Consider the following 17,659-nt stretch of genomic DNA (forward strand, 5'->3'; position numbering starts at 1 on the left):
AATCAAAATATCATTTCTTTGTTGATTTATGGCTCAATGTCTAATTTATGGAAATAAAAATAAATAGCACACACCAAAGGTTGAGCTATTACCTAAAAATAAAACTGAAATAAATCAACACTATATTTGCTTATGATAAACAAACAAACTAATAACGATATTGTATCGTGGTGTATTTCTTCGATTTATGAACCAAGGTGAGTATTTAATCCTGTTGATTAAACTAAACCCATTGCATAACCGCATACAGTTGAATGTACTTGCGCACCAGTTGTTGATTATTTGAACGTTTTAATGGGTGGGCAAATTTGATGAAGCAGGGGGTTATCCCGAAGTTGGTGTTTAAGGCTGAGGAAAATTGTGAATCGCTTTCTTGCAAGGTGATACCTTGTTGGCTGTATTCTGTAATCTCATCGGGCAATTCACCCATCCACCAATGCAATAATTCACGGCTGTGTTTACTGCGGCTGATCCAATGGTCTGAAACAATAATCAGAAGATCATTCGGCTGGATGGCGTAGCCGTATTCACCAAGCCATAGATGTACATCTACTAGAAGTTTCTTTCGACAAGTTTTGCCTGCACTCACCATATGATGGCTGATTACCCAAACTGTACCAATCTCTGATGAGACCCGAAAATGCCGTGCCGTTTCATTAAGTGGCAGCATATCGAGTGGGTGAATCATACTCTCATGATCAAAGCTAAGCAGTGTGTGCTGCATTCTTCGTGAAAACGCCTTACCAATGTGATGCTCACTGATTCCTTGATTGTGGACAGTAGGGTAGTGATGTTCGCACAACTTTAAACAATCTTCTTGGAAAAGGTTGATGCTCTGTATCACGAGATCTAATAACAATGAATGTCCTTATACATGGCTACAATGTTGATTACTGAATAATAAGGTAATGACTGTGTAATTTGCCAACAGCAATGGCTCAGTTCTTGATCGCTTTATCAAAATTAAGGTGTCTGTCGATTTTTATGTTGTAAGCACGCTGATGGCGTTTAACATTTATGAATTATCAATATTTAGAAATACTTACGAGGAAGTGATGACCATAGAGTTAGACGGTAAACAGAAGTCAGAAATGACGGACGTATTGCAACGATATTTGCAAGATGAACTTGACGTTGAGATTGGTCAATTCGACGCAGACTTTCTTGTTGATTTTATCAGCAAAAAATTTGGCGCGATCTATTACAACAAGGGAATTGAGGATGCACAGAAGGTGATGGAACGTAAGATGCTCGACATTAGTGATGAACTGTACGAGATCGAACAGGTAGTTGAGTTATAAGTAAATTCATCTTGTTCAAATTATTCGAACATGTTGTTTCAGTTTTAGTTATGTCATTTATGTAAAGCTAGGTAAATAATATGTTGCAACAACACAGAGTAATGTACGCTCTTCGTACTATACCGACTGTAACCATTTGGAATGAAACATGAGTAACAATGTAAAGAATTACAATCCAATAGCGAGACTTTTGCACTGGGTATCAGCTCTAACCATTTTTGGATTATTTGGTGTCGGCCTATGGATGGTTGACCTCTCTTACTACAGTGAATGGTATAAGACGGCTCCAGATTGGCATCGCTCAATTGGTATTATTTTGGCGGCGGTGACTCTGTTCAGATTGGTCTGGAAAACAGTGACAGCGTCACCAAGTGTTGAAGGTAAAAGCTATGAAGTGGTAGCAGCAAAAGCAGCTCACGGCTTCATGTATCTAAATCTACTGGCTTTATTTGTGTCTGGCTACTTGATCTCCACATCGGATGGCCGTGGCATAGATGTATTTAACTGGTTCACTGTTCCAAGTATGGGAGAGTTGTTTGCAAACCAATCTGACTTGGCAGGAACCGTACACTACTATGCAGCTTGGGTGCTGATCCTATTAGCATCAGTTCATGCGCTGGCTGCAATTAAACACCACATTATCGACAAAGACGATACGCTACGAAAAATGATAGGAGCATCAAAATGAAAAAATCAATTATCGCTACAGGACTAGCCTTTGCTATGGCAATGCCTTTCGCTGCGAACGCTGCTGATTACGTGATTGATACAAAGGGCGCGCACGCGTCTGTTAACTTCAAAGTGAGCCACCTTGGTTACAGCTTTATTAAAGGACGTTTCAACACATTTTCTGGTGACTTCTCATTTGACGAAAGCAACGTAGAAGCGTCTAAAGTGAACGTTGTGGTAGACACAACAAGCCTTGACTCTAACCATGCTGAACGTGACAAACACATCCGTAGTGGCGATTTTATCGACGCGGGTAAATTCTCTGAAGCGACGTTCAACAGCACAAAAGTGGTTGATAATGGCGACGGTAAATTAGCAGTAACAGGCGATCTAACACTACACGGTGTGACTAAGCCAATCACTATCGATGCTGAGTTCATTGGCGCAGGTCAAGACCCATGGGGCGGTGAGCGTGCGGGTTTCATCGGTACAACACGTCTAGAGCTTGCTGACTTTGATATTAAAGTAATGGGCGCTTCTAGCTACGTTGATATGGAACTGCACGTTGAAGGTGTGAAGAAGTAAGTTTCATAGACTGAACTAAACAGTAGAGCTTGGCTCAATAAAAATAGAAAGGCGCGAAGCCATTGCTTCGCGCCTTTTTCGTTATTAAGCCTTGAGTCCGTTTGTGGTGCACACTGTTCCCGTGCTATCGCAACCACTAGACGTCTTATTAAGCCACACGCTGTTATTACGTGTTTCTATTTCCTGTTTGTGTTCCCAGAGTAACCAGCAATAAGTGATTAGAGTTTTTTGGTTAGCTTATAGCTAGTCGCGTGCTAACAGCAGGTTACGTGCTTATAGCCTCTTGTAATTAAGCCGTTTCAAGCTCGGTCTCTGGTACTACATTTAAACGGTCACCATAGATTGGGCGTAGTGCTTGCATTACTTCAGCGCGAGTCAGTACACCAACCATTTCACCATTTTCAAGAACTGGAAGCATATGCGGTTGGCTTACTTTCATCGCTTTAGCACGCTCTTCTAAAGAAAGTGTTGTAAAGCGAGTTGCAATGCCCATGCTTGATGTTGGGTACAGCTGTTCTTTGTCGATGCAAAGGAATTCGGCAACATCAACGAGCTTGTCGTTTGCATCAATTGCCACAACATCGCGGCTCATTAGGTCAACAACCTTTTGGCCAGCAGTTGGGATGTAATCTTGGCACCAAAGGTCTACCATAACGTCGTGAATTGAGAACACACCCACTAAGCGACCTTCTAAATCACACACAGGTGCACTGACTTGTTGTGCGTCTAGCAGAGTGTCGATCGCAACTGCCGTTGGCATTTCAACAGACAGAGTCGTTGGTGTGGTGTTCATGATTGTTTTGATGATTGTGTTCGTATTCATAGTAGATTCCTTAACTGACGTAATTTGTGTTGTTTGAGTTATTGCTGTTATTTTTGCCGCTTTAAGTTGCGGTCTGCGGTAGATGCTCCAGTTAGCGAGACCAACCAATACTGAGCCACCAACGATGTTACCGAGCGTCACAGGCAGTAAGTTTGCGCTGACAAATTGCATAACGTTTAAGTCTGCGTATTGAGCCTGTGTCATACCGATTTGCGTCCAAAAGCTTTCAGGTGCGAAGTTTTGAATCACAATGCCTAGTGGCACCATGAACATGTTCGCAACACAGTGCTCAAAGCCGCTGCTGACAAACATCGCAACAGGGAGTACCGTCATCATCGCTTTCGTCATTGCATTCGCTGAGCTGAACGTTAACCAAATCGCAAGACAAACCAATAGGTTACATAGCACGCCCAGTGCAAAAGCTTGTACAGGGCTATGGTGAAGCTTGTGCTGCGCAATGTTTAACGCGTTAAGTCCCCATTGACCGCCATCTAATTGGTAAAGACCCGCTGCGCTAACTAATGCGAGTAGGAACATCGCACCAATAAAGTTACCAACGTAAACCTTGCCCCAAATCGATAGCATCTTGCCGAAGGTAATCTGTTTGTTAGCCCAAGAGATGCTAGAAAGCACCGAACTGGTAAACAGTTCACCGCCGCAAATGACGATAAGGATAAGCCCCATACTGAAGGCGAGACCGCCAGCTAAGCGACTGAGTCCCCATCCAGCATCAGCACTGCCTGTGGTTACCGTGATGTAAAATAGGAAAGCGAGTCCGATGAATGCACCAGCCATAATTGCAAGACTCATCGTCATGCTGCTGGTTTTGTTCGCTTTACTTAATGCAAATTTCTCTGCCTCGGCCATCATTTCTGTTGGCGAAAACAGTTGATGATTATCAGAAGTGCTGGTCGCCATACCCCCTCCTTGAACAATCCGTCATATGTAATTCCTAGTGTTAATACCTAAGTGAATGGTGAATGTTGCAACAGACATTTCGTTGCTGCCCATTCAGATTACGAGCGGTGAGGGTAGAGGTAAAATTGATAATATTTAGAAACCACATCAGAAATATTGATATAGCGAACGGAGCAGGTACAATGAAACCGATTGCTCACAGGCTTTATAAAAAAGAGCGTCGGAATACAGATAATTACAAGAAATTAAGGAAGAAAATTGCGTTATTCATTAAAGCAGCTTGCCGTCTTTGACGCCGTTGCAGATTCCGGAAGTGTAAGCCAAGCTGCAGACAAGCTTGCACTGACTCAGTCGGCTACCAGTATGTCCCTAGCGCAACTTGAAAAGATGCTAGGCAGGCCCTTGTTTGAAAGGCAGGGGAAACAAATGGCGTTAACTCATTGGGGAATGTGGTTAAGGCCGAAAGCAAAACGCCTATTGCAAGATGCTCAGCAGATAGAAATGGGCTTCTATGAGCAACATCTTCTTAGTGGTGAACTTCGCCTCGGTGCCAGTCAAACCCCCGCGGAACACTTGGTTCCCGATCTCATCAGTATTATTGATAATGACTTTCCAGAGATGCGTATATCGCTCGGTGTGCAGAGTACGCAAGCCGTCATCGATGGTGTACTGGACTATCAATATGACTTAGGCATTATTGAAGGTCGTTGTGACGATAACCGTATTCATCAAGAAGTGTGGTGTACAGACCATCTGACGGTCGTTGCATCGGCACATCACCCGTTTGCTAAGCGTGAAAGGGTGAGTATGGCCCAGTTAGAGCAAGCAAAATGGGTGTTGCGAGAACACGGCTCTGGTACTCGCAAAGTTTTTGATAGCTCTATTCACCATTTAATTGCGGATTTAGACGTATGGCGTGAATATGAACACGTACCTGTGTTAAGAAGCTTAGTTGCCAACGGCCCATACCTAACTTGTTTGCCATTTCTTGATGTCGAACGCTTCATCGAATCCGGTCAGCTAGTGACTTTGAATGTACCTGAATTGGAAATGGAGAGAACACTCTCATTTATTTGGCGCGCGGACATGGCTGAAAATCCGTTAGCCGAATGCATTAAGCGTGAAGGAAAACGCATGATGAAGAGTCGACCTTCCGTTTTGTAGCGATCATTTTATCAATTTGCTAATACCGATATCTGTTGAATAAGCGATATCGGTCTCCATCTCATGATAAAGCGACACTTTGATACATTATAAATGTGACATTGATCGTCCGTTTTCTTTGTTAGTTACCATACTATGCGTACTTGATTTCAAGTGAGGCTGAATTCTTTTACGACGACTCGTAACAAGAATTTAGGAAATAGTATGAGTACATTAGTCGCGATTTCGTTAACAACAGGTATTTTGTCAGGTCTTTGGGGCTGGATTGCTATCTCTTTTGGTTTGCTATCTTGGGCAGGCTTCTTGGGTTGCACCAGTTACTTTGCATCACCTACCGATGGTGTGAAAGGGTTGTTTAGCAGCCTACTTACCAATATGACAGGCGTATTCTGGGCAATGGTGATCATTCATGGCTCCACCTTTGCTGGTTTAGAAATCTTAGGCTACGTAATCACTGCAATTGTCGCTTTCTTCATGTGTATTCAAGCAAAACAGACCTGGTTAGCATACATTCCAGGAACCTTTATCGGTTCTTGCGCTACGTTTGCCGCTGCCGGTGATTGGCAACTTGTTGTGCCTTCGCTACTACTAGGTGGTGTGTTTGGTTACTTGATGAAGACAAGTGGTCTATGGCTTCACCAAAAATCATCTCAATCTTCTCAAAAGGCAGAACAACACGCCAACCACGTTGAAGCGTAAGTTATTGAAATAAATACTTGCAGGTTTCAATGGTGTTGTCGGATTGGATATGTCCCTGTGAAAGATAACCCCCAATTAATTTGTATAGCTTTTATACAGGCACACCGTGATGGTGTGCCTTTTTTCTATTTAGCGTATAGATTGGCAAACGGCATTTTTGCTAAGTGTTGCCATTGGCCATGGTGATCACACGTTTAAGCGTCCAGCGAAGAAGTAGTGGGATACATTCAAGGCCACGGTTTTCACAGTGTGAGACAATCGCGAGAGCAAGGTCAGGCTTCGCATGCTTCTTCAATACACGGGCAACGACTTTCTTCGGCGGAATAGGATGATCATGAGGGATCTTGACCATGTCTCTAAAGAAGCCTTCAAACCCATTCATGTATAGATAGTGCTCGATGTCTTTCTCTGGTAACTCTGTGAGTCGGTGTCGTGGTTGGTCGTTATCAAGTTTAGCAAGCACAGTCGCCGCATACTTTTTACCCGCAGCATCACCGTCAGTCACTACGTGCCAATCTATGCCAAACTCTTTGGCTACCTTAATCAGAGCTTTCAATCCTGATTGTGCAAACTCAATGATCTGCACGCCTTCTGCAGCCAAGTTGTAACCACACTGATTTGCTAACTCATTGAATAGCCATACTTCGGTTTCTCCTTCAACCAATAACCAACACCGGGCGAACAAAGCGCCAGAGCGGTGAAATCGTATATGGAAGCCGATTCTACGTAGTTCATCTTTACTAAAGCGGGCGGTATTAAGTTGGGTAGCAATGGTTTTGTCTGACAGACGAACCAAACGACGAATGGAGTGCAAAGGTACCGCAGCAAGTAACTCGCCACTATTGGTGGTCAGAATCTTCTGCATAGGCAGTTTTTGTAAAAGGCTCCATGCTCTAGCGAGATGCGTTGGGTGTAAACGACCTTCGGGATCTTCTAAGATCAACAATGGGCGCGCACATCGTCTTAGCTCGTTAGGGCCTTTAGCATGAAGATAGGCATTGAGTAGCCCCATAAACAATAAGCGTGTCTGCTTGTTGTTGGTCTCTTCAACGAGTTCATGAATGCTCTTATCGTTTATACCCGTCGAATACAAAAGTCCGTCACGTGGCTTACGTGGATTCTTACGAGAAACACTTTTGAAAGAGAAGTAATGCTCTATCAAACTTTGCATTGAGTCTAAGCTACTGCGCATTTCGCCTTTATTCACATGACCTGGTATCGCCATTAAACGTCTGCAAGTGTTATCGATACGCTTCTCGATCCGGGTTTGGTGTCCGTTTCCGTTGCCATTCCCATTAAATGGGCGGTCGAAGTGACGTGCATCTCTTAAGCGAATAACAGGGTGCAATGACATTAGCTCTTGTGCGAGCTTCTCTGAGTGATGAAGCTTGAGTGGGTTACCCTCTAGATCGAGAAACGCGTAGTGCGTGATTGTTTCGTATTGTTCGAGTGTCGCACTGATTCGATAATAGATGCGGTGTGTACCATGCTCATCTTGTACCCAAACCGGCTTGAGCTTGCGATAACGACCGGCGTTTAACTCAGACTTGTCGTTAGCTTTGAGAGACAAGACAATTTGAAGGTGCTGTGATTGTGGATGTGAGACGGAATAGTCTACGTGGAAGTCTGTCATCTCGAATTGATAAGGCACGCCATCGGCGGGGAGTACAACAGACAAAGCATCAAGCAGTGAAGACTTACCCCAAGTATTCTCACCGATTAATGTTGTGAGTTCATCGAATGCCAATGACATTCGTTTGATACCTCTGAATCCAGAAATCTCGATTCGTTCTAATTGCATAGGCTTACTCCTAACAAAAGATCCGCTAATGCTTTGAAAGCAAACAGATATCTACAATCATAATCGATATTTTTGTGCTAGGTGTATTCTGTTGTCACAAAACAGAGTCTAAAGTTTAAACGAACCGAATGTGATTATTGATCTATCACACGTATTTTTTTGCAGTGCTGTTTCATAAAATTCACGATTCTGTCATGATTCCCGACCTAGTATGAAGGGAAGAAGAGAGAGAACATATGATAAAAAAGAATAAACCAGCGAAACTGGTATTGGCGCATATCAATGACACCCACTCATACTTTGAACCAACGTCATTACAACTATCACTAAAAGTGAATGAGCAAATCATAGAGCCTTATGTCAGTACAGGTGGCTTTGCTCGAATAGCGACTCGTTTTAAGCAGTTGAAAGATGATGCCACTCGACAAGGGATAGGCACACTGTTTTTGCATGCTGGAGACTGCTTCCAAGGCTCTTTGTACTTTTCTTTGTTTAAGGGGAAAGCCAATGCCGACTTGCTGAATGCACTCAACATCGATGCGATGACTCTAGGGAATCATGAACTCGATATGGGTAATGAGCCTGTCGCAGAGTTCGCCAAACGAATCCAATTTCCTCTGTTGGCCGGTAACTGGAATTTATCGAATGAAGATATCAATAAAACTCATACACTGGCGAACAATAACCAAGTAAAAGCATTCCTTCCGAATACTCGCAGTGCGAGCTACATCGTTAAAGAGTTCGAGGGTGAGCCTGTTGCGGTTTTCGGTCTCAGTATCGATCAGATGGATTTGATTGCGAACCCAGACATAGACACACCGTTTGAGAACGCCATTAATACTGCTAGAGCAACCGTCGAGCAGATTCATAAAGAAGGTATCAATAAGATTATATTGCTCAGTCATTTAGGTTACGAGGGTGATCTAGAAATGGCTAGCAAGGTGGATGGTATCGGGCTTATCGTTGGCGGTCATAGCCATAGGTTACAGGGTGACTTTTCTGATGTAGGCTTGATTAAAGATGACGAATACGGTGTAAAAATCAACGATACCTATGTAGTGCAAGCCGGCTTTCATGCCATGTCACTTGGCCATTGCGAGATTGAATTCGATGAGTCAGGAAAAGTGGCGAGTTTCAGTGGCCGCAATGAACTGCTTTTAGGCCGTCGTCTATTTATAGATGCAAAACTTAGTGAGGTTGGGCAAGGCGATGCTCATGATCTGGCTTGCGAATATCTGAACAATCATCCTCATATCTCTGTGTGCAAAAAAGATCCCGATATTCAGTCGATCTTGACGGATAAATACCTTCCAAGAGTGCGTCAGCTGCAGCAGCAAATCATAGCGACCGCAGAAGATAAGCTGCGCCATGTTCGAATACCCGATGCAAAAGGTCCGAGCCAACTGGCTCCGCTTGTGGCCCAATCCTTCCATTATGCGATGAATGAACGCGGATTGGATGTGGATTTTGCGATTCACAATGCGGGCGGGGTGCGGAATTCGCTCAATGCCGGTGATGTGTCTGTCGCTGATATTGCCGGAAAACTACTACCGTTTGCCGTACCGATAGGTACATATCAGATTAATGGTGAAACTATTGCCGCTATGTTAGAGGGAGCGATCAACAATGCGCTGGATAACGGTGTTGTTGGCACAGGCTCAGGCAGTTTTCCTTATACGCATAATCTAAGATTCTGTTACCACGCTGAAGCGCCGATTGGACATCGAATTCATCATCTTGAAATCTACCGTGATGGTGATTGGCACTCGGTTGAGCGCCATCAATTATATCGCGGGTCATCCTCGGCCTACACAATGAAAGGCAAAGAAGGCTACGATGCTGTGTTGAATATGCACGGAGAGGGGAATGTTACGGTGTTGTCCATGGCGGACTGTTTTATAGAGTTTTTAAAAGCGAATCCAGAAGCGTTGAACAGTAGCAATGCTCAGAATTGTTTGATTTGTTATAAAAAAGCACATTAATACTTTGTTGGTATCTTTTTTGCTTAATGTTTCGCAGTTGCTCTATTTGGCAGGAGACGAAACATGTGGAAGAAAGATTGGTTGGATGCGGTAGCAGTAGTAGGTTGGGTGTCGGTTTGGTCGGCACTGGTTTACTTCGTACCTATTGCGGGATTGTAGGAAACAGTACCAAAGATTAATACAAGCTATGGTTGATACCTACACTTAACAACGAAAACAGACAAAAGGGGCTTTTTGCCTCTTTTTGTTTTTTTAGTGCAAATTTATATAGACGAAACACAAATTCGGGAATATTATCCACGCGTTTGGGGAGTAGTTAGCGCAAGTTTACGTATCGTCATCTCGTTAGGCCAAGAGCCTATCCGGTATGTAAAGGTGAAATCCCATATTTCACTTCAACGAGACCAACGCAATCACAATCAAGTGCCATTTCGGTCCTTGATCTGTTTTGTTTGCGGAAGGTCTTTGAACAGTTCTTCCGCCCGGAGGAATAATGAACTCAACTCAATCTCTATTATCAACTCAGCAAGACGTAATATCCACTTCACCAGATGTGATGACTTACGTGGGATTCTTCTTACTCACCTTGGTGTTAGTGTCTGTCGATATCTATCAAACTCGTGGTGGTAATGTCACCATCAAGAAAGCGACGGTGTGGAGTATCTTTTGGTTTTTGCTAGCGTTCCTGTTTGCAGGTTCTATTTATCTGTTTTGGGAATTCTATGCACCTCATAGCGATTACACGGCAGAGAAAGCAACGGTCTCGTTTATCACGGGTTATCTGTTAGAGAAATCGCTCAGCGTTGATAACCTATTCGTGTTCGCGATGATCTTTGGTCAGTACCAAGTGCCTGAACATTTGCGCCCTAGAGCGTTACTGTGGGGCGTAATTGGTGCGTTAGTACTGCGTGCAGTGATGATCGCATTGGGTGCTCAACTATTAGCACAGTACCATTGGGTACTTTACGTATTCGCAGCATTCCTTATCGCGACAGGTGTCAAATTGGCGCTCGACAAAGGTGAAGAAGAGAGCGTAAACACGTTACCTGAGAAGTTGCTGCGTAAAGTGATGCCAGTGACTGAAGAGTTCCATGGCGCTTCTTTGATGGTTAAGCAGGGCGTTAAATGGATGATCACCCCGATGATGTTGGTGATCGGTGCAATTGCGGTTATGGATGTAATGTTCGCACTGGACTCTATCCCAGCAATCTTCGCTGTAACACAAGAACCGTTTTTGGTTTTGGCTGCGAACGTATTTGCGTTATTAGGTCTTCGTTCTCTGTACTTTGTGCTTCAAGGCATGATGGATAAGTTCATCTACCTAAAACCAGCACTGGCTTTCATCATGGTATTTATTGGTATCAAGATGCTGCTGGTGGAGAGCGAATATGCGATTCCGACTTACTGGTCACTGGGCGTTTTGATCACCACCATGACCGTAGCGGTTATTGCATCTATCTATGGAAACAAGTCAGACATAGAACAGACAAATTAAAGTCAAAATAACTTATCTAAATAGTGGTTATTTACACGAGGCCAAGAGAACAAAGAATTTATTTATGTAAATTTTTTGTGACCTTGGCCTCTTTGTTTAGAGAGTTATTTGTACTAAATTCAACTTTTAAGCGAAATTTTGAATTTAAATTCATTTTGTGTGAGTGCGTATTCTATACGGTTGTTAATGGTTTGTTTTATTAGAAAAACTTATCCGAACTTCTAGTTTTTGTCATTTTTTAACCCGCAAATAATCGCCTATTATTCACACCAACAAGACGAAACACTTAAAAAATTTATAGAGAGGCAATCATGGCTCAAGCAATGCAAATGAATACTATCGCTGTTCCAAACTCTATGGATAAGAAGACCTACGCGGTTAACTTCAAAGGACTGATTGCACACATCATCGACATCCTATTCGTTGATAACACTCCTCGCAGCTACTACGCAAGCGACCTTTCTGGTCACATGCAAAAAGATATCGGTATCTACCGTTAATCTTGCGAGACAAGAATTGATGAAAGCCAGCTCATGTAGCTGGCTTTTTTGTATCTGAAAGGAAATTAATGACGACTCGGTCTTCTCTATAACTCGATGCCCTTAATGTACATGGGTTATAAAGATCAGGAAGGAGTCGTTATGAGTCGTATCTGCAAAAGCCATTGGTTAGGTATACCGCTCGCGCTGTGTTCTACATCTGTGCTTGCCGAGAATTGGGAACATAAAGGTCAACCTGCACAAATCATCGAGCTCTTTACGTCAGAGGGTTGTTCTAGTTGCCCTCCGGCGGACAAATACCTAAGTAAACTAGAAACCCACCCAGAACTCTGGCAAGAAGTGATTCCGCTTGCTTACCACGTTGATTATTGGAACTACCTAGGTTGGAGTGATAAGTTTGCTAGCCAAGCCTTTAGTCAAAAGCAGCGCTTATATAAGGCGTACGGAGTTGTAAGTAGCGTTTATACACCGGGCTTTGTTGTTGATGGTAAAGAGTGGCGTGGTTATTTTAATTGGCTTGATCGTACATTGCCGTCGATGCAACAAGTTGATAAGCCGACTTTGAGTTTAAGTCGTGAGGACAGTACCTTCAGCGTGAATTATGACGGCGAGGGCGATTACGTCGCTCACATTGTTCTGCTTGCGATGAACCAAGTGACTCAAGTAAAAGCAGGGGAGAACCGAGGGAGAGAGCTCGAACACGACTTCGTCGTTGTCTACAACGGATTTCAACGTGGAGAGTCAAGTTGGCAATTTGACATCGATTTCAGCCCACTCGTTGTTAAACCCGATGCGGTGGCAGTGTGGCTTACTAAGCCTAATTCCTATCAACCAGAACAAACCGTTGCAGGTTGGTTTAATCAATAGCGCAATTTCACGCGGTAATCGCTCTATGGAACACGATTTAGTTTGTATATCGTGGAAATTGGGCTTGGATAAAGGTAAATAAAAGGAAATCAGTACGGAAAGGGGCTCAAATGCGCTAGTATAGCGCGCTCTAATTTACCATTGAGTCTCTTCCATTAATGACTGATACCACAACAGTAACCAACTTCTCAGAGCTTGGTTTAATCTCACCACTTGTTTCTCGCTTAACTGAGCTTGAGTACCAACAACCAACGCCTATTCAAGCACAGGTAATTCCGAGCGTTTTACAAGGCCGTGACCTTATTGCGGGCGCAAACACCGGCTCAGGTAAAACAGCCGCCTTTGCTTTGCCACTACTTCAGCAAGTTTATCAGGAAAGCCCTGTATCACGCGGTAAAGGTAATCATGTGTCGGGTCTGATTTTGGTTCCAACACGCGAACTGGCAAAACAAGTTGCTGACAGCGTTAAGTCATATGCGGTTCATTTCAATGGCGCAATTAAAACAGTATGTGTATTCGGTGGTGTATCAGTAAACCGTCAGATGCAAGCTCTACGTGGTGGCGCTGATATTCTTGTGGCGACACCGGGTCGACTGCTTGATTTGGTTTCAAGCAACGCAGTCAAGCTGGATCGTGTAAAAACGCTGATCCTTGATGAAGCAGACCGAATGCTCAGCCTTGGTTTTACTGAAGAGCTAGACGCCATTCGAAAGCTGTTACCGGCTCAAAAGCAGACTCTTTTGTTCTCTGCAACGTTCCCTGAACAAGTTCAAGTATTAACGGAAGAGCTACTTAACAACCCACTTGAAGTTCAACTTCAAAGCACAAACGCGAGCACACTGGTTCAACGTGTGTTTGAAGTAGAGAAAGGGCGTAAGACGGCTTTGCTCGCGCATTTGATTAAAGAGAATCAATGGCGACAAGCTCTTATTTTTGTTAACTCAAAAAATGGTTGTGAGCATCTAGCGGATAAACTCTACAAGCGCGGTATTATCGCGGAAGTCTTCCACGGGGATAAAGGTCAGGGTTCTCGTACTCGTATTCTAGAAGACTTTAAACTGGGTGATATTGACGTTCTTATCGCAACGGATATTGCTGCTCGCGGCCTCGACATCGAAAAGCTGCCAGTAGTTATTAACTTCGACCTACCGCGAAGCCCATCAGACTACATGCACCGTATCGGTCGAAGCGGCCGTGCAGGCGAGGTGGGTTTGGCTCTGTCTTTGATCGATCACGAGGATTACCATCACTTTAAGATCATCGAGAAGAAAAACAAAATTCGTCTGGACCGAGAGCAGGTAGAGGGTTTTGAAGTCGATGCCGAAGCCGTTGCAGAACTGATCGCAGCGCTTAAACCCGTTGCTCCACCAGCTGGAACAGGTAAGAAGAAAAAGAAGAAGAAAGCAGCACAGAAGCAAGATGTGTGGCTGAAAAATAGTTAGTCTCGATTGACGTTTCAGATACTAAAAAGGCGCTCCATGAGCGCCTTTTCTTGTTCTGAGTAGAAGCGATTACTTCTTACGGCAGAACTCAGCGATCACGTACATTGACTGACCGCCGTTTGTTTTACCAGAAACAAGCTTAGGGTCGTCACCAACGCTGATTCCGCGAATAACTGTACCTTGTTTGATTACTTGGTTTGTGCCTTTCACTGGAAGGTCTTTGATTACCGTTACGTCGTCACCTTTTTTCAGTTCAACGCCGTTGCAATCAAGAGGCTTGTCATCAGCAGACATGCCGATTTGTGCCCATACTGATGTCTCTTCTTCCATGTACATCATATCTAGTGCGTCTTGCGCCCAGCTTTCAGAGTTCAGGCGAGTTAGTTGACGCCATGCCGTCACTTGTACTGGTGGCTCTTGGCTCCACATGCTGTCTGTTAGACAACGCCAGTGGTTGATGTCTTTAGGATCGTCAATCTCACCAAGACACTTGTCACATACCATGATGCCGTGGTCTACCGTAACGTGGCTGTGTGGTGGTACTGCGTATGCAGTAAGAGAAGAATCAGAACCACATAGTTCACATTTAGATTGGCAGCGCTCTAGCATAGTTGCTTCAGAAGACATAATGGACTCACATTTATTAGGTGTTAATTTACGGGGCTATTATCCACTTTATTTAATAGAATGAAAGGCCTCGTACGGTATTCTGTCTTGATTAATTTTAGCTGAGATCAATCGAAGTGCTTAAATTTTATAAGCAAACGATTTTGTAAAAGACAGAAGTAGACGGATGTTAAACAAAAATGCCAGCGGTTAGGCTGGCACAAAATAAGTTTTAACTTTGCTTAATGGGATGGGATATTTACTTTTTATCCATCAGTTACTTGTTGCTAATCAATCGTTGCATCAAGCAGTATAGGGTTTACAGTTAAGCTGCCTGTGGCGTTGCCTTGGGTTAAATTGAACTGAACTATTTGTGAGACCATCTCTGCATGTGCGGCACTGTCATCTTCTGTAGGAAGGTGAGATTTTTGCGGCGCAATAACAGTGCTGTGTTCAGCAAAAGAAGTACGAGCAAAATATGACGCTACCAATTGTTCCGTCGAATTACTAATGCTGTTCTTCAACCCTAGTTTACTAAAAAGCGGCTGAGTACCGGCCGTAGGCAGCTGAGCTGTATTAGGGATCGTTTCATCATTCTCTGCTTGTATGCCAAGTACAGGGCCAGACATTAGTGTGGCAATGTTAATTGGATCTACATTATCTAACACTGTTTGTGCCGCATAAGTAAATGAAGTTAATGTTGCATCAACTACTGCTTTCGTTTGTTTTTGCTCATCGCTAGCGTTTGAGCTATCGAGAATCGCATAGAAGTTGTTAAAGCAGTCACCATCGTCAACTGCAGGCGTTTTGTTGTAACAGTTTACACCATAATATTCTTGATATGCGGCGTTTTGAGAACCAATAACATTGTGCTTAATGGTTCCAGAAAATGAACCAGACTCGAGTAAGAATGGACCAATGCCCCCGCCTGGGTTTGCTAAAGTCGTAGCTTTGTACGCAAGTTCGTCATCTACAGTTATGCCAAATGCAGTATCTATTTTAGTATTGGCGACGGCAGAAGAGCTAATACCTGTAATACCTCCAATAGAATGCCCCATTAAAGATACGTTAGTTGCATCTAAAGAGCTAAATGGCAAACCAGTCCCGTTATTGAGTGCAAGCCTTAAACCAAGACCATCAATGGCGCTTTGTCTAATATTGTCGCGGGCAACAGGCAAGTACTCTAGATTCATGTACACCGTCGGTGTTGCTGGTGTAGTCACTATTTCACCATTTTCTCCTAGGCCGCGCTGACCATGAAGCGGTTGATCAATCGCGACGATGGCGTACGGCTGCTGACCTAATTGGATTGCGCCTGCCATATGTTGTAGAGCGAAAGCATAACTTGTTTCTTTCAAACTAGTGATACCGTGTTGGTATTGAAGCACTGGTAGGTTACTGCCTACGAGGCCACCTGATGGGATGAACATGATTACGTCAACGGACTCAACAGAACGAATCTGTGGAACTGCGCTGTACTTTGTTAAGATTCGTTCTTGGTCTAATTGTGTGCCATCCGCTAAAGTAAGTTCGGCACCAATTAGGTTCTTCTGGTAGTTTGGGTCCAATAACTGATTAATCGGATCTGCTATATCCAACTCAGACAGTTGTCTTATAATTTCAACTTTGTCTGCGTCTGAACCCGATGATAAAACCTTCAGTATTTTGAGCACACTTGGCATGCTACTGCGCCAAGGCTGAGTTTTCCAACCACTATTCGCTGTATCATTTGATAGAAAATAAGGCAGTTTCACCTTAGCTCGATATACCGTGATCTCGCTTCCTGTTGCTGACTTAAAACTTGTGTAGTTGGTTGTTAGCGCATCAATACCGGCCGTTCCCAGAGCAGCTTTTGCATAAGGGTCAACGTTTAACGCGGTATCAAATGGCATAGTGTTTGGAATCGGACTCTCACTGTCTAGTTCTATCTCATACAGACTATTGAGCGTATCAGCATCAATATTTTTTGGATTGGCGCTACCTTGCCAAATCTGAGATTGAGTTAATGCATACCCTATTGCCAAGGCATTTTTTGTATTCTGAATGACGCTACCCGCGGAAGAGGTTGTAAACCACGACGAGTAAATGATGTTGTCCTTGTTTTGTATTGTTCCCTCGCTTTCAAACAATTCTTCAACTTGATGGATGATTTTTTGTGGTATATCCAATGAGCCTGATTGATCAATGCGTGTCGATTTTAAAGAAGCATATGACTTGGATGTACCTAAAGGTTCATTTTGATTATCGACTAGCGTATCGGTGAGGGCGTAAACATAATTGGAATTAGGGTCTAAGCCTTTCAGAGGTACAACCTCTATCGTCTTAAGATCTTGTGATCTTACGATATAATCCTCCGAAACGCTGAGTTCATCCAAGTTTGAAATTCTACCAGTGGCTAAGTCAACATCGACCTTTGCGACTTTGACGCCACTATTCATCATATTGGCATCATTTTTTAAGGTTCTTCCATTTGCTAACTTAATGTTAATCGTAAACGGCATGATGGTACTCCAGCCATCAGCTTCTCCCATCGCAACTACTGGATCATTTAACAAACCCGTTGAGTTAGCGTCCACGGGAATATTCAATGTATGGTCATTTGTATCGAATAGGAAGAATGAAGGAAGAGGGATATCGGCATCATTTCCAAGAAGTGTAAAGCTGACTGTTGAGCTGCGAGCTAACGACTGTTCAATTGCGTCTGAGTAGATAGAACCAGAGCTTTCAGTATTGTCCCCACAGCCTGCAAGCAGTAATGCAGAGCAAACGAGAGATAAAGTAAATTTGGTATTCATATAATTATTCCC

Annotated in this window: 15 protein-coding genes; 10 read left to right on the plus strand and 5 right to left on the minus strand. The window is 43.5% G+C overall.

Annotation, left to right across the window (positions count from 1 at the left end; translation table 11 throughout):
- Positions 1 to 223: 223 nt before the first annotated feature.
- On the minus strand, positions 224 to 859 hold the full coding sequence (locus OCV50_RS19325) for a hypothetical protein (protein WP_261904302.1): 636 nt from the start codon (positions 857 to 859) through the stop codon (positions 224 to 226).
- A gap of 196 nt (positions 860 to 1,055) precedes the next feature.
- On the opposite strand from OCV50_RS19325, the gene OCV50_RS19330 reads away from it, so the two are divergent.
- The 3 genes from OCV50_RS19330 (at position 1,056) to OCV50_RS19340 (ending at position 2,555) form a co-directional block, all read left to right on the plus strand.
- A complete protein-coding gene (locus tag OCV50_RS19330; RefSeq protein ID WP_261904303.1) occupies positions 1,056 to 1,301 on the plus strand; it encodes a DUF2164 domain-containing protein in 246 nt (81 codons plus the stop codon).
- Between the two features lie 148 nt (positions 1,302 to 1,449).
- Positions 1,450 to 1,989: a cytochrome b gene (locus OCV50_RS19335; protein ID WP_261904304.1), complete on the plus strand. Its 540-nt coding sequence runs from the start codon at positions 1,450 to 1,452 to the stop codon at positions 1,987 to 1,989.
- On the plus strand, positions 1,986 to 2,555 hold the full coding sequence (locus OCV50_RS19340) for a YceI family protein (RefSeq protein ID WP_239839961.1): 570 nt from the start codon (positions 1,986 to 1,988) through the stop codon (positions 2,553 to 2,555). The genes OCV50_RS19335 and OCV50_RS19340 overlap by 4 nt, the downstream gene beginning before the upstream one ends.
- 289 nt (positions 2,556 to 2,844) lie before the next feature.
- Here OCV50_RS19340 and focA read toward each other — a convergent pair whose 3' ends face one another.
- On the minus strand, positions 2,845 to 4,296 hold the full coding sequence (gene focA / locus OCV50_RS19345) for a formate transporter FocA (protein WP_261904305.1): 1,452 nt from the start codon (positions 4,294 to 4,296) through the stop codon (positions 2,845 to 2,847).
- Positions 4,297 to 4,554: 258 nt separating this feature from the next.
- Between focA and OCV50_RS19350 the strand changes: the two genes are divergently transcribed.
- Positions 4,555 to 5,460, plus strand: coding sequence for a LysR substrate-binding domain-containing protein (locus OCV50_RS19350; RefSeq protein ID WP_239839963.1), 906 nt, complete (start codon positions 4,555 to 4,557; stop codon positions 5,458 to 5,460).
- Positions 5,461 to 5,664: 204 nt separating this feature from the next.
- The gene (locus OCV50_RS19355) at positions 5,665 to 6,159 is read left to right on the plus strand and encodes a DUF1097 domain-containing protein (protein ID WP_239839964.1); all 495 of its coding nucleotides are present in this window, start codon (positions 5,665 to 5,667) and stop codon (positions 6,157 to 6,159) included.
- 160 nt (positions 6,160 to 6,319) lie between these two features.
- On the opposite strand, the gene OCV50_RS19360 is transcribed toward OCV50_RS19355, so the two are convergent.
- Entirely contained in the window at positions 6,320 to 7,960 is a 1,641-nt protein-coding gene (locus OCV50_RS19360) for an ATP-dependent endonuclease (RefSeq protein ID WP_261904306.1), read from the minus strand.
- A 236-nt stretch (positions 7,961 to 8,196) separates the two neighbouring features.
- Here OCV50_RS19360 and OCV50_RS19365 point away from each other — a divergent pair, with 236 nt between their 5' ends.
- From OCV50_RS19365 to OCV50_RS19385, 5 genes are all read left to right on the plus strand, one after another.
- Positions 8,197 to 9,942, plus strand: coding sequence for a bifunctional metallophosphatase/5'-nucleotidase (locus OCV50_RS19365; protein ID WP_261904307.1), 1,746 nt, complete (start codon positions 8,197 to 8,199; stop codon positions 9,940 to 9,942).
- 493 nt (positions 9,943 to 10,435) lie between these two features.
- Positions 10,436 to 11,437 (plus strand): TerC/Alx family metal homeostasis membrane protein, encoded by a 1,002-nt coding sequence (locus OCV50_RS19370; RefSeq protein ID WP_261904308.1) that lies wholly within the window; start codon positions 10,436 to 10,438, stop codon positions 11,435 to 11,437.
- Between the two features lie 311 nt (positions 11,438 to 11,748).
- Entirely contained in the window at positions 11,749 to 11,937 is a 189-nt protein-coding gene (locus tag OCV50_RS19375) for a hypothetical protein (RefSeq protein WP_032552577.1), read from the plus strand.
- Between the two features lie 141 nt (positions 11,938 to 12,078).
- On the plus strand, positions 12,079 to 12,804 hold the full coding sequence (locus tag OCV50_RS19380; protein ID WP_261904309.1) for a DUF1223 domain-containing protein: 726 nt from the start codon (positions 12,079 to 12,081) through the stop codon (positions 12,802 to 12,804).
- Positions 12,805 to 12,962: 158 nt separating this feature from the next.
- The gene (locus OCV50_RS19385) at positions 12,963 to 14,246 is read left to right on the plus strand and encodes a DEAD/DEAH box helicase (RefSeq protein WP_261904310.1); all 1,284 of its coding nucleotides are present in this window, start codon (positions 12,963 to 12,965) and stop codon (positions 14,244 to 14,246) included.
- 69 nt (positions 14,247 to 14,315) lie between these two features.
- Here the strand turns inward: OCV50_RS19385 and OCV50_RS19390 are convergent, their stop codons facing one another.
- Together OCV50_RS19390 and OCV50_RS19395 are read right to left on the minus strand one after the other, a co-directional pair.
- Positions 14,316 to 14,873 (minus strand): PhnA domain-containing protein, encoded by a 558-nt coding sequence (locus OCV50_RS19390; RefSeq protein ID WP_239839970.1) that lies wholly within the window; start codon positions 14,871 to 14,873, stop codon positions 14,316 to 14,318.
- A 266-nt stretch (positions 14,874 to 15,139) separates the two neighbouring features.
- Positions 15,140 to 17,647 (minus strand): VolA/Pla-1 family phospholipase, encoded by a 2,508-nt coding sequence (locus OCV50_RS19395; protein WP_261904311.1) that lies wholly within the window; start codon positions 17,645 to 17,647, stop codon positions 15,140 to 15,142.
- Between the last annotated feature and the right edge of the window lie 12 nt (positions 17,648 to 17,659).

Source organism: Vibrio fortis (genome assembly GCF_024347475.1).
Classification (GTDB): Bacteria; Pseudomonadota; Gammaproteobacteria; order Enterobacterales; family Vibrionaceae; genus Vibrio; species Vibrio fortis.